Origin of the sequence: uncultured Flavonifractor sp., from assembly GCF_944385615.1 — a bacterium.
Taxonomy (GTDB): domain Bacteria; phylum Bacillota; class Clostridia; order Oscillospirales; family Oscillospiraceae; genus Flavonifractor.
Genome location: NZ_CALWXV010000057.1, coordinates 1 through 12032 on the forward strand (window position 1 = coordinate 1; position 12032 = coordinate 12032).

At 53.5% G+C, this 12032-nt stretch carries 13 protein-coding genes, 1 tRNA gene and 3 pseudogenes; 11 read left to right on the plus strand and 6 right to left on the minus strand.

Going from position 1 to position 12032, the window contains the following annotated elements; all coding sequences use genetic code 11:
• From Q0J75_RS11540 to Q0J75_RS11555, 4 genes and pseudogenes are all read right to left on the minus strand, one after another.
• Positions 1-200: pseudogene (locus Q0J75_RS11540) on the minus strand (hypothetical protein); the annotation flags it as partial.
• A gap of 121 nt (positions 201-321) precedes the next feature.
• Entirely contained in the window at positions 322-510 is a 189-nt protein-coding gene (locus Q0J75_RS11545; RefSeq protein WP_297201407.1) for a BOW99_gp33 family protein, read from the minus strand.
• A gap of 46 nt (positions 511-556) precedes the next feature.
• Positions 557-1006, minus strand: coding sequence for a helix-turn-helix domain-containing protein (locus Q0J75_RS11550; protein ID WP_297200553.1), 450 nt, complete (start codon positions 1004-1006; stop codon positions 557-559).
• 39 nt (positions 1007-1045) lie between these two features.
• Positions 1046-1258: a helix-turn-helix transcriptional regulator gene (locus tag Q0J75_RS11555; RefSeq protein WP_297201409.1), complete on the minus strand. Its 213-nt coding sequence runs from the start codon at positions 1256-1258 to the stop codon at positions 1046-1048.
• A gap of 85 nt (positions 1259-1343) precedes the next feature.
• Here Q0J75_RS11555 and Q0J75_RS11560 point away from each other — a divergent pair, with 85 nt between their 5' ends.
• The 6 genes from Q0J75_RS11560 (at position 1344) to Q0J75_RS11585 (ending at position 5396) form a co-directional block, all read left to right on the plus strand.
• On the plus strand, positions 1344-1772 hold the full coding sequence (locus tag Q0J75_RS11560; RefSeq protein WP_297201412.1) for a hypothetical protein: 429 nt from the start codon (positions 1344-1346) through the stop codon (positions 1770-1772).
• 49 nt (positions 1773-1821) lie between these two features.
• The gene (locus Q0J75_RS11565) at positions 1822-2235 is read left to right on the plus strand and encodes a DUF2513 domain-containing protein (protein ID WP_297201414.1); all 414 of its coding nucleotides are present in this window, start codon (positions 1822-1824) and stop codon (positions 2233-2235) included.
• Between the two features lie 356 nt (positions 2236-2591).
• Positions 2592-2942 carry a helix-turn-helix domain-containing protein gene (locus Q0J75_RS11570; RefSeq protein ID WP_297201418.1) on the plus strand — a complete coding sequence of 117 codons (351 nt, stop codon included), beginning with the start codon at positions 2592-2594 and terminating at the stop codon, positions 2940-2942.
• Between the two features lie 179 nt (positions 2943-3121).
• On the plus strand, positions 3122-4870 hold the full coding sequence (locus Q0J75_RS11575; protein ID WP_297201420.1) for an exonuclease domain-containing protein: 1749 nt from the start codon (positions 3122-3124) through the stop codon (positions 4868-4870).
• A 20-nt stretch (positions 4871-4890) separates the two neighbouring features.
• Positions 4891-5106: a hypothetical protein gene (locus Q0J75_RS11580; RefSeq protein ID WP_297201422.1), complete on the plus strand. Its 216-nt coding sequence runs from the start codon at positions 4891-4893 to the stop codon at positions 5104-5106.
• 26 nt (positions 5107-5132) lie between these two features.
• Positions 5133-5396: a nucleotidyltransferase family protein gene (locus Q0J75_RS11585; RefSeq protein WP_297201423.1), complete on the plus strand. Its 264-nt coding sequence runs from the start codon at positions 5133-5135 to the stop codon at positions 5394-5396.
• Here the strand turns inward: Q0J75_RS11585 and Q0J75_RS11590 are convergent.
• A complete protein-coding gene (locus Q0J75_RS11590) occupies positions 5390-5884 on the minus strand; it encodes a type III toxin-antitoxin system ToxN/AbiQ family toxin (protein WP_297201425.1) in 495 nt (164 codons plus the stop codon). The two genes, Q0J75_RS11585 and Q0J75_RS11590, sit on opposite strands and share 7 nt — an antisense overlap.
• Positions 5885-6329: 445 nt before the next feature.
• Between Q0J75_RS11590 and Q0J75_RS11595 the strand changes: the two genes are divergently transcribed.
• The 5 genes and pseudogenes from Q0J75_RS11595 to Q0J75_RS11615 all read left to right on the plus strand — a co-directional run bounded on the left by Q0J75_RS11595 (position 6330) and on the right by Q0J75_RS11615 (position 11545).
• Positions 6330-7730, plus strand: coding sequence for a recombinase family protein (locus Q0J75_RS11595; protein WP_297201428.1), 1401 nt, complete (start codon positions 6330-6332; stop codon positions 7728-7730).
• Between the two features lie 25 nt (positions 7731-7755).
• Positions 7756-8610 (plus strand): annotated as a pseudogene (locus Q0J75_RS11600) (nucleoside recognition domain-containing protein); the annotation flags it as partial.
• 97 nt (positions 8611-8707) lie between these two features.
• Positions 8708-10753 (plus strand): serine hydrolase domain-containing protein, encoded by a 2046-nt coding sequence (locus Q0J75_RS11605; protein WP_297201429.1) that lies wholly within the window; start codon positions 8708-8710, stop codon positions 10751-10753.
• A gap of 68 nt (positions 10754-10821) precedes the next feature.
• A tRNA-Arg gene (locus Q0J75_RS11610) sits at positions 10822-10898 on the plus strand.
• 131 nt (positions 10899-11029) lie between these two features.
• Positions 11030-11545 carry a hypothetical protein gene (locus Q0J75_RS11615; protein WP_297201432.1) on the plus strand — a complete coding sequence of 172 codons (516 nt, stop codon included), beginning with the start codon at positions 11030-11032 and terminating at the stop codon, positions 11543-11545.
• Positions 11546-11657: 112 nt separating this feature from the next.
• On the opposite strand, the pseudogene Q0J75_RS11620 reads toward Q0J75_RS11615, so the two are convergent.
• Positions 11658-12032 (minus strand): annotated as a pseudogene (locus Q0J75_RS11620) (NADP-specific glutamate dehydrogenase); the annotation flags it as partial.

Sequence of the window (12032 nt, forward strand, 5' to 3'; positions counted from 1 at the left end):
CGCTCCAGCTGGCGGCGGGTCCAGAAGGGAAACAGCTTGGTCAGGGCCTCCAGGCTGTTGTAGGTCCAGGTGCGGCCCTCATGGAAGTGCCGTCCGTTGGCCTGGTTCTTGGCTATCCAGAAGGCCATGGCGTGGAGGAAAATGGCCCCATTCACGCCGTGGCGCTGGGCCAATTCCACGTTGAAATGATACTCGGTCAAGCCCCTTCACCCCCTTGTAAAATCCCGCTGTCTGTGGTATCATAAACATGGTTTTCATGCACGAAACCATCTTGGCCTCTCTGTCTGCCTCCACAGACAGGGGGGCTCTTTTTTTGCCCGTTCACGGCTCTCCCTCCCTGGCTGCACGCTGCCGCTTCTCTCGGATGGCACGCCCATCCCGGATAAAACCCAGGATCATCCGCTGCACATTTTCAGGCAGGGCATGGGTTTCCAGATATGTACTCAGGTCCTCACAGATAGACCCATCCGCCATGATATTGGTCACCTTGACCTTGCTCAGATCGATCACTGCGCACCGCCTCCTCTCTTGTTCCTTATGCGCCGGCCGGATTGTCCTATGAGGATTCTCTGGCACACCGCAGCTCCAGGGCCGCCTCCACGATCTCCTGCAAATCCTCCAGGATGTCGTCAAACTCAGGCCGCTCGTCGGCATCGATGACGTTATCCTCGGCAATGCGCATGAGCCGCCGGTCGGCGTGGGTGTCGGCAAAGTGAAAGATCCGGTTGGTCAGCCGGGCGCTGGCCTCCAGCACCGACCGGGGCTGGATCTCCGGCACCACCCGGCTGTACATGGCGCTCTTTGCCCGTGAATGCCATGCGATCAAATACAGGGAATTGTACAGGATGGACATGAGGTCCACCACATCGTCAGGCGGGACCCGCTGGCCGCTCTCGTAGGCCCGGATGGACTCCACGCTGATACCCAACCGCTCGGCTGCCGCCTCCTGGGTAAAACCGGCGGCCTTGCGGCAGTTTTTATAAATATTCCGGCATTCCTCCGGCATGGTTATCTCCTCCTCATTGGGGTAAACTGGATACGGGGATCAGCTGGCGTCCCGCTGCTCCGATGATTCGTTCCGACCGAGGATAACATCGACTGAGCAGCCAAGTACATCGGCCAGAGCCAGGAGATAGTCCAGGCCTGGTTTTCTGGCGCCCGATTCCCACATACAAACTGTGGGTTTCGACGCCTTGACCGCCCGGGCCAAGTCCGCCTGGGTCATTCCTTTGGCTTGTCGTAGTTCTTTGAGTTTCACCGTTTCCCCCTCCTTTCAGGTTGTCCTTTTTCTGGGTATATGGTATGATTTACAATAGGTGAACTTAAAACAAGGATGTGGTACAATGCCTGCTGAACAGGTTTCTTCTGATCTGAATCTTTCTCTCTTTATTTCTGTGGCAGCACTGGTTCTCTCGGTTTTATCTCCACTTATCTCTGCCTTAGTAAACGGCATCTTCCGCATCAAGGAAAAAAACATTGATATTGCCGCGAAGCAGAAGGAGCAAGAACGCGAGTTTTATTACCAGCACCGTGCGGAGGTAACAGACCGTGATCAAGATTTTGTAACTGCCATGGGCGAAGTTTATATTTATGTAGATAAATCTCTCTGGCCACTTATTGATAAAATTGCCCAGTATGTCTATTCAGATAACGCCTTTGCTGCAAAAGATGACTTTATTGAGCTTTGCAAAGCGTTATCGGCTGAAGATATCCGCACCAAACATAAAGATCCATCAAAGCACACGGATGATTTCCTGCCAAAGGATACATAATCTAGGTCTTTTTAGCGGATATATAGAAATTTCTCGAAGGTGTCATTTGATGAAATTAGATATCAACTGTATCCGCGATGTTTTGCTTTATATAGAATCAACCAAACACATCGTTACAAATGAATTGGGCGAAATAGAGAACCTTGGAATCTGGCTTTCAGATATCAGTGAGGCACTCCCACAGTACACCCAAGAAGCAATATATTATTCTCTTGCTCGCCTTAATGATGGGGGATATATCAGCCTGTCAGAGCACTGGGCAAATGATAGTCTGAATATGTGCTGTGTCAATTACATCACCTATTCAGGACATGAATTTTTAGAAACGATCCGCCCAGAGACTGTTTGGAAGAAGTCCTCTGAGATTGCAGCCAAAATCGGCAGCTTTAGTCTTCACTTTCTATCTACCATTGCAGGAGACATTTTGAGCGAATGTGCCCGAAATGTAGTCCTTCGGTATTAAAATCCAATCGTTTGCCAATATGTCTTCGGCGCACGGCTGCCAGCGAAGGGCACGCCTACGCAATGAGCCTGGAGAAGATATAGGACAACTCCTATGGACGATAAATCCCTCTGTACTGTTTGTAGGTTCTAGGCTTATGCGGCTCCAAAGCGGCCCAGCTTGTCGTGTGATCCACATATCGCGGGCTATTGCTTCTGATACTGCCATTTGAATGTTCAGGAGCATTCTCCCTCCCTAGTTCCAGCTTATTTACTACGGGTTAATCATAAATCCTCAATTTAGAATTGTCAACTCAATATTACTAAATTGAGAAATATCGGCGCATTGCATAATTCTAAATATAGGAGTGCTGCCTCTTGGACGCATTTGAATTTGTTCAAAATATAAAAAAGTATTGCAGCATTAAAGGTGTAAAGCCAACTGTGGCGTGCCGCGAAAGTGGAGTTGGGACGAGCTTTATCAATAACATCGAAAAAAGAGGCAGTATGCCGTCCATTGAAAAGGTCCAGATGCTCGCAGAGTACCTGGGCGTCACCGTCAGTGAACTTCTGGGTGAAAAGCCGCCCACTGGTCAGTTGGCCAGTGGGCAAGAGATGGAATTTGCCAGATTGTTTGCGCAGCTCAGCTCCGATCAGCAGGCACTGGTGCTTGCTCAGCTGCAAGGGATCGTAGCCGCAAAAGAAAAGCAGTCTGCTCCTCCTGAGTAAGCTGTGCCAACAGGCGTACCGCTTCGATGTAGCACTTCAGGCCGGTCATAGATAGAACCCCTTTCATAAACAGTATCTACCTATAAGCTACACAGACCTGTAAGTTGCACATTTTTATACACCCAAGCAAAAATTTTTTAAATTGTGTCCAAGTTGGACAGAGAAAAGAGGAGAAAAGGATGGCTGAAACCTTTCGTCCACTCCACACAGCCCAAGATATGTATGACTATTGCAAAACCTTTCATATGGGCACTGGTACATTCAAAAGCTGGAGTATGAAGCATCTTTCTGTGATTGAGGATGAAGTAAAGCCTAATGAGTACATTTTGACTGTTTTTATTGGGTTGTGTAACGGTTTTAACTCCGCCTATGCAATTACATCGGAGCGGATGATAATTGCCAAAAAGAATCTGATTGGGTGTAATGTCAAATCTATTTCGCTGAAATTTATCAAAAACATTTCCTTACGCAAGGATCTTCTGCATGGGTACATCCAGGTGGATACCATAAAAGAACAGTTTACCGTCAGCGTATTAAAAGGCTGCGCCGATGCTATCTATGAGTGTATCCATACCGCCTTGAAGATGGCTGCAGAATTATCTTCTTCTAAGCAGCAGACACCTAAAACTTTTGAAGCGGAACAAACGCACATTCAGGTGTCTCATGATTGCCCCGACTCTCATTTTCAGGATCGTCCACAACAGCCGGATGCCCGTTTTTCCTATTCCCTCAGCAGCGACAGGACTTCCTCTGTACCGTCCTGTCCCCATTCTTCTGACTATGTAATTCTGGATACTGAAACCACCGGATTAAGTCCATATACCGATGAGATTATCCAGATCTCCGCAATTCGTTACAATGCGCAGGGTACGCCCTACAAATTTTTTGACACACTTTTGAAGCCATACTGTCTGATTTCACCCAGTATTACGCAAATCAATGGAATTAATAACCAAATGGTGGCCAATGCCCCGCGTGCTCACCAAATCCAGGACGAGTTTCTGTCTTTCCTTGGTGATGCTTTGCTTGTCGGTTACAACGTGACCTTTGACCTGCGCTTTTTGAATCAGACCTTCCCCGAATTCTTCACAGGCTGGAGTTATGTGGATGCGTTGACCCTTTCCCAGCGTGCGCTGACTCTGCCCAGCTATAAACTGGAGGCTGTCGCCTCCGAAGTCGGCTTTTGTCCAGATGGGGTATTTCATGACTCCTTTACCGATTGCGAAGCGGTAGCCGCCATTCTCCGCCATATTGAAGCAGACTTGGACTCCCAGGTTTCAAAATTCAATACACCCACCGCCCGGTCCCATACCCATCAGACTCCCGCTCCCCAGGAACATGGATTGGTATTGTGGAGGCAAGGAGAGGCGCTGCGCAAAGAGGGCCGCTTTGAGGAGGCTATCCAGCTATATGACCGCGCCCGGGAGGAGGGATATACCAACCCCGCCCTCTACGAGTCCTATGCCATGGCCTACCGGCGGGCTGGAAAGTTAGAAGAGGAAATCGCCATTCTGGAAGAGGGGCTTCGGCATTATCCCGACGGCCCCATCAGTGAGAATTTCCTGAACCGCAAGGCTAAGGCCCAGGAGCGTTTGGCCGCTCGCCTTCGGAGAGAGGAGGCGCTCCGCGCAAAGGAAGAAGAGCGTTCCCGCAAGGCGGAAGAGCGCCGGCTCAGACAGGAGCTGGAGGCTGCCAGGCCGAAACAGGCCGTCCGCCGTGCGGTATTGCAGTGTTCGGATGACGGAACTATTTTAAAGGAATTTGACTCCCTGACAGATGCCTCCAGGGAGACTGGCGTCAGCACAAAATGTATCCGCGAATGTGCAAATGGGCGGCAAAAGCACGCGGGCGGCTACTGTTGGAAATTCCCCGCTGCGTGTCATCAAATATCTGACGCCACGGAGTCGGATACCGTACAGAATACATGAGATGAAATGAGGAGACTGCTATGAAATGCCCTGCCTGTGGTACAAAGTACAAAGGCAAAAAATGTCCTTCCTGCGGCAGACATACGGACCCGAAACTGGAAGCCAAGCGAAACACCCGCATTGCCCTGCTGGTGGTGATCCTGATCTTTGTGGCGATCCTGCTGTTCTGTCTGTTCAGTACATTGGATTACTTTAACGGCCTAATTGAAATGATCCACAGAATCAACGAGGGGTAATCTATCTAAACCTCTGGAGGTGACTTATGGAACTCCCCACAACTCTCGTCCCCGCCCTGGCTGATCTGGCCCGCAGGGCGGGCGCCCACCGTCTGGTGCTCTTCGGCTCCCGGGCCCGTGGAGACTGCCGGGAGCGCAGCGACATTGACCTGGCGGTCTATGGGCTCCCCAGGGATGCGGCGGGCCGCTTCCGGTTGGAGCTGGAGGAGCTGCCCACCCCAAAAGGCCACTTAAATGCAAAAAGCCCCATTAGAACGATTGCTCTAATGGGGCTAAGTTCAACTTACTGAGTTGTTTTTTTGATTCTGTAAGTACTATAGATCGTCTCCAATCGTTTAAAGTCACAGCACACTTTGCAGTAAAACGGGTTATTCCCGCTTACCGCCTTTTGATAGGTCGTTTGAGCACGAGCAAAAATAAGTGCCTTATGTTGCTCACAGTAGCGAAGTTGATTCAGCAGAAGGTTCCGGTATTGTAAGTTGGGCTCTGCAAGGATGTCAAACGGAATCAGTTGGTATCGCTTGACAGGAATCATATTGTTAAAGCCCATGATGCCGAGCCGCCCCTCATCGAGCTTGAGAACAGGGCCGCCAGACCGAATGTTCTTATGATTCGGCTTTGGAGACTCCAACGGTACATAGTACTCATGTTCCCCGATTGTGAGTACAATCCCAATGTAGGGGCGGCGTTCCCCTTTATTAAGCTGAACCCTGTGATCTATTTTATGAAGGAATTGAATATATCCCTCATGGATGTGGTAAAAGCGCAGCTTGCTCATCTCTATCTTCGCCTTTCTGTGTGTGCTTTGAAAACAAATGCGGGACAGCAAAGCCATCCCGCATTTTTTCATTCCCCACTGTCCGGCAGGGGATCGCCGCTTTTTTCATTCTCTTGTTCCGGTAAGAGCTAACCGCTTTTTTCGCTCCCCACTCTTTCAGGCAGGTAGGGGCTCACCTCTTTAGGCTGGCGCAGAAACGGAGATGACGATGTCATTCTGTTATCTGGCAGAAGGATCTTCCCTCTGCATCATTATTATATCAGGTTTACAACAAAGTAACCACTGGTTTTTTGTACAAAGACAAGCCCTTTGATTTGTTGCCTTTGTTTCCAAATTATCACTGTCAAAAACCATACCTTTTTGACAGTGATATAAACATTAACACATTATCATTGATAATTCCACGGGAATTTTGACACTGTTTTTTAATTGGAGGTGCCGCCCCATGTCCAAAGAGAAAATGATGGTCTTCGGCTACGCCCGTGTGTCCACGGAGAACCAGCTGGAGAACTACTCCATCGAGGAGCAGACCGCCCGGCTGGAATCCTACTGTGCCGCCAAGGGCTGGGTGCTGCTGCACACCTATGTGGACGGCGGCTACTCCGGCGGGAACACAGACCGGCCCGCCCTCCAGAAGATGCTCTCCCAGATCCGGGAGACCCATGTGGACGCAGTGGTGGTCTATAAGCTGGACCGGCTCAGCCGCTCTCAGAAGGACACCCTGACCCTCATCGAGGATGAGCTGCTGGCCCATGGCACCGACTTTGTGTCCATCAACGAAAACTTTGACACCTCCACCCCGTTTGGCCGGGCCATGATCGGCATCCTGTCGGTCTTTGCCCAGCTGGAAAAGGACCAGATCACCGAGCGCTTCACCATGGGCCGGATCGGCCGGGGCAAGGCCGGGTACTTCCACGGCGGCGGCAACGCCCCCACCGGCTACGATTACAAGGACGGCGTCCTTACCGTCAACGAATACGAGGCCATGCAGGTCCGGGAGGCTTTTGACCTCTTTCTGGCGGGCAAGTCCATCAACGCCATCTGGCATCACTTATCCACAAAATACACCACAAAGTGGACAGCCACCAAAGTCCGCAACGTACTGAAAAACAGCCTGTATATTGGCAAGGTCCATTTTATGGGCCAGGAATATGACGGTGTACATCAGCCCATTGTGGAGGAGCATATCTTTACCGCAGCCAATCAGCTGCTCCACAGCTTGTCCCGGGAGCAGACAAAAACCACAGCCCAGCGAAACCCTTTCCGGGCTGGGTACCTGCTTTCCGGCCTGCTGTACTGCGGCCGCTGCGGCGCCCGGTACTCAGCCAATCATGGATACTATAAGTGCTATTCCAGAGCCAAAAGCTCACCCAAATTTGTGGTGGACCCCAACTGCAAAAATGACAACTGGGAGATCAGCACACTGGATGCCCTGGTGTGCCGGCAGGTGGACGCTCTGGTGTCCAGCTCCAGTGCTGTGGAGCGGGTGATCCAGGCAGCGGATGCCTCCCGAACCGTACAGGTAGACAAAGAGAAGTTACAGCGTACCTGCCGGGATCTGGACCGGCAGATCGAGCGTCTGATCGAACTTTACCAGGTAGGCTCCATCCCCATGGAATCCATCACTCAGCGGGTCAATGATTTGTCCGCCCAGAAATCCGCTCTGGAGGCACAGCTGAACGCTCCAGATGAAATACCGGCCCGTGATCTGTTCCTGGCGGCTCTGGAGGACTACCGGACTGGCTTTGCAGATGGCGATACCGACCTCCGCCGCGCCCTTCTGTCCGGTCTCCTGGAACGTGTAACCATTGATGGCCAGTCGATACAGCTCCATTGGAGACTATAATAATTTTTATTGCAAAATTATATAGACTATGTGTATGGGATTTGGTTGCAACGCCGCAGGGGTGGTGGGCTGTCGTATCATTGACTCCCCCCGGGAGCGGCTCATTGCCATTCTCACCAACAGCTTTGTGCCCTGCAACGGCCGTTTTCCCACCCTTATCACCTTGATTACCCTGTTTTTTGTGGGCACAGCGGGAGGACTCTGGCAGGGGCTGGCCTCTGCCCTGCTGCTCACCGGCACCCTTGTGCTGGGGGTAGCCATGACTTTTGTGGTATCCCGTCTGCTGTCCAACACGCTGCTGAAGGGAGTCCCCTCCGCCTATGCCCTGGAGCTGCCCCCCTACCGCCGCCCCCAGGTGGGGCAGGTACTGGTCCGTTCGGTGCTGGACCGCACCCTTTTCGTTCTGGGCCGGGCTGCCGCTGTGGCCGCTCCCGCCGGGCTGGTGATCTGGCTGTGCGCCAATGTCACGGTGGGCGGGACCAGTCTTTTGGACTGGTGTACCGGGTTTCTGGACCCCTTCGGGCGGCTGATCGGCCTGGACGGCACCATTCTGATGGCCTTCCTTCTGGGCTTTCCCGCCAATGAGATCGTCATCCCCATTATCCTCATGTCCTATCTGTCCACCGGTACCATTCAGGACGCCGGTAATCTGGAAGCCCTGCGGGAATTACTGGTAGCTAACGGCTGGACCTGGCTTACCGCCCTGTGTACCATGCTGTTCTCTCTCTTCCACTGGCCCTGCTCCACCACCTGCCTCACCATTGCCCGGGAAACCCGCAGCGTCAAGTGGACGCTGCTATCGGTGGCCATCCCCGCCGGGCTGGGCATCGGGCTCTGCTTTCTCACCGCCTCCGCCGCCCGGCTGCTGGGACTGGCGTAACAGACTACCATTTACAGAAACATGAAAGCGTGTTATCCTAGAAATAAAGAAGAGAGGCAAAGTCTTCTCCCGGATCGTCAAAAAGGAGGCATCCCAAATGAAACGAATCGGCTCTCTGCTTCTGTCCATAGCCCTGGCGTTTACGCTGTGCGTTTTGCCTGCCGCGGCGACAGAGGCGGACCCCACGCTGGCAGATACCGCCTTTGCGGCGGCCCAGGCCGCCCAGCAATACGGCGGAGCCCAGAGCGTCCAGTACGCCCTGTGGCAGGACGGCGAGATCGTCCTCACCGGCCATGTGGGGGACTATTCCCGGACAGAAAACCGGGCCCTTACCGATGATATTCTCTATGGCATCGGCTCGGTAAGCAAGATGTACACCACCGCCGCCGTCCTCAAACTGGCAGAGGCGGGCAAGTTGGAGCTGGACGCCCCGGTCACCCGCTATCTGCCCGACTTTACCATGGCCGACCCCCGCTATCAGGACATTACGGTGCGGATGCTGCTTAACCATTCCTCCGGGCTGGCCGGCTCCACCATGGCCAACGGTTTTCTGCTCAATGACCCGGACACCACCGCCACCGATACGCTGCTGGAGGAGCTGTCCACCCAGCGGCTAAAGGCCGACCCGGGCGCCTTCAGCGTCTACTGCAACGACGGCTTCACCCTGGCTGAGCTGGTGGTGGAGGCGGTCAGCGGTATGGAGTTTGACCAGTACGTCCAACAGACCCTGTTGGAGCCCGCCGGGCTGGCGGATACCTACTTCCCTGGCGGCAACTTTGACGCCAGCCGTCTGGCCAAGACCTACTACACCACCCAGGATACACAGGCCCTTCCTCAAGAGACGGTTGGCGTCCATGGCACTGGCGGCATCTATGCCACCGCCTCCGACCTGGCCGCCTTTGGCGGGATGGTGTTCTGTGAGGATGCCATTCTCAATGAGAACTCCCGCGCCGCCACCATGGCCGATGAATATGCCAACGGCCTCTGGCCGGAGGATGAGGAGGACTCCGTGGCCTATGGCCTGGGCTGGGACAGCGTTCACTGGTATCCCTTTGCCTATAGCGGTATTCAGGCGCTGGTCAAGGGGGGCGACACCATTGTGTACCACAGCGGACTGGTGGTCCTGCCGGAATACCACATGGCCGCAGCGGTGCTCTCCTCCGGGGGCGTCAGTACTTACAACGAGATGGCGGCCAGTCAGATCCTGATTGCCGCGCTGGGCCAGCAGGGTGTGACGGTGGACCAGACCCCACGCACGCTGCCCGCTGCGGAAAAGGCGGAAATGCCCGTGGAATTGACGCAGTACAGCGGGCTGTACGGCTCCTCCACCCAGACAGTGTCCATTCTGGTGAGCGAGAACGGCACCATGACTGCTGAAGGCTCTCCCCTCTCCTATTACAGTGACGGCTCCTTCCGGGACGAGGAGCAGACGATGATGGTCAAGTTCATTGAGGAGGACAATGGACAGGTCTATTGCTGGCAAAAGGCCTATTCTACCCTGCCCGGTTTGGGACAGCTGCCCACCTCCTCCTATGCCTTTATGAAACTGCCTGATAACCAGGTATCCAAAGCCGTTCAGTCCGCTTGGGACGCCCGCAGCGGCAAGATGTACCTGGCTTTGAATCTCAAATATAGCAACATTGTCTACACCCAGGCCCTTCCGGCGGCAGGGCTGGCCACCGACAGCGTCAATATGCCGGGCTACATGGTTTTTGACCGCATGGTAGACGAAAACTATGCCGAAGGCGCGGCCATTATCCCCGGTCTGGCCGGCCGGGACTGGCAGAACATCACCATAACAAAGAAAAACGGCGTGGAATATCTGTCCACCTGCGGCGGCCTCTATGTGGATTCCGCCGCTGCGGAGTCTCTCTTTGGGGGCGCCTCCTCCTGGTCCACCATTCAGGCTGACGGCTATGCCCGGTGGTATCAGGTGGGTCCCTCCGCCGCGGGCAAGACCATGACTGTCCAGCTCCCGGAGGTGGGCGGCTTTGCCGTCTATGACGCCGCCGGTACATCTGTGGCCGCCTCCTGGGCCTTTGGGGATACCTCCGTCGTCCTGCCGGAGGGCGGTTGGGTCGTCTTTTCCGGCGACCCCGGCTCCCGCTTTCTGCTCACCCTCTCCCAGGCGGAAGAAAATTAAAATTACCTCTTTACAAATGGTTCAAAGATTGCTATAATAATCTGGCACGTTGAGGAAATGTGTCAGACGCGCCCGTAGCGCAATTGGATAGAGCGTCAGATTCCGGTTCTGAAGGCTGGGGGTTCGAGTCCCTTCGGGCGTACCAAGAAGAAATCCTGTAACCACAAAGGTTACAGGATTTCTTCTTTTATTTTATTCTTTCATTTTAATTTTTGCTTAACTGAGTCGATAATAACCATGTAGGAAATAACAAGAACTGTAAGGGAGTGGATGCAAATGGTGAGCCCTGTAAACAACATATATCCAGGTGCAATACAATCCTATACAAACGCGATCACAGCAACAAAGCTTTCCGAGGGGACCTGCTTGCAGGCTGTCACGGAGGGCAATTTGGCAGCAGGACAGGCCGCCCAGTATGACAAGCTGGAATTGTCTCAGGACCAGTGCCAGGTCACACTGGATGTCCCTGATGAGATCACCATTGAGGTTCCAAGGGCATGGACCATCATGGGGGAAACCGCAAAAAGTTTTAACGAACATCTGCAATGGAGCTTGGAGGAAGCGGACAGACGGAACCTCTCCTTTGGCGACCGGCTGACCTTCCTGAGAGAGGAAGGTCAGAAGTGGGTGGAAGATAAGCGGCAAAATGACCCCGAAATGTTTGCGGCATGGCTTAAAATGAACAAACACCATATTCAGGCGGGCGAAGCTGATCTCGTGGGCTTACCCTCTGATTTTACCATGGAAGATTACTACTCCTATGTAAAGGAACCTTTTTCCACCTTGGCATAACAGACGGCATACAGATATACTGAGCCAGTGGGAATTAGGCTTTATTTGAAACCCGGAGAGGACAGTAAAAGAGCGGGCACTTTACAAAGTGCCCGCTCTTTTACTGTAAATCTTAGTAAGATACGCCCTGCCAGATCATTGCGTCGGCTACCTTCATAAAACCGGCGATGTTGGCGCCGGCCACCAGGTTGCCGGGCATACCGTACTCCTCGGCAGCCTTGGCGGCGTTGTGGTAAATGTTGGTCATGATGTCGTGGAGCTTCTGATCCACTTCCTCAAAGCTCCAGCTCAGGCGCATGGAGTTCTGGCTCATCTCCAGGCCGGAGGTGGCCACGCCGCCGGCGTTGGAGGCCTTGGCGGGGGCAAACAGCACGCCATGCTGCTGGAACCAAGCGACCGCCTCGGGGGTGGAGGGCATATTGGCGCCCTCGGCCACGGCGAAGCAGCCGTGCTCCACCAGAGCCTTGGCGCCCTCCAGGGGCAGCTC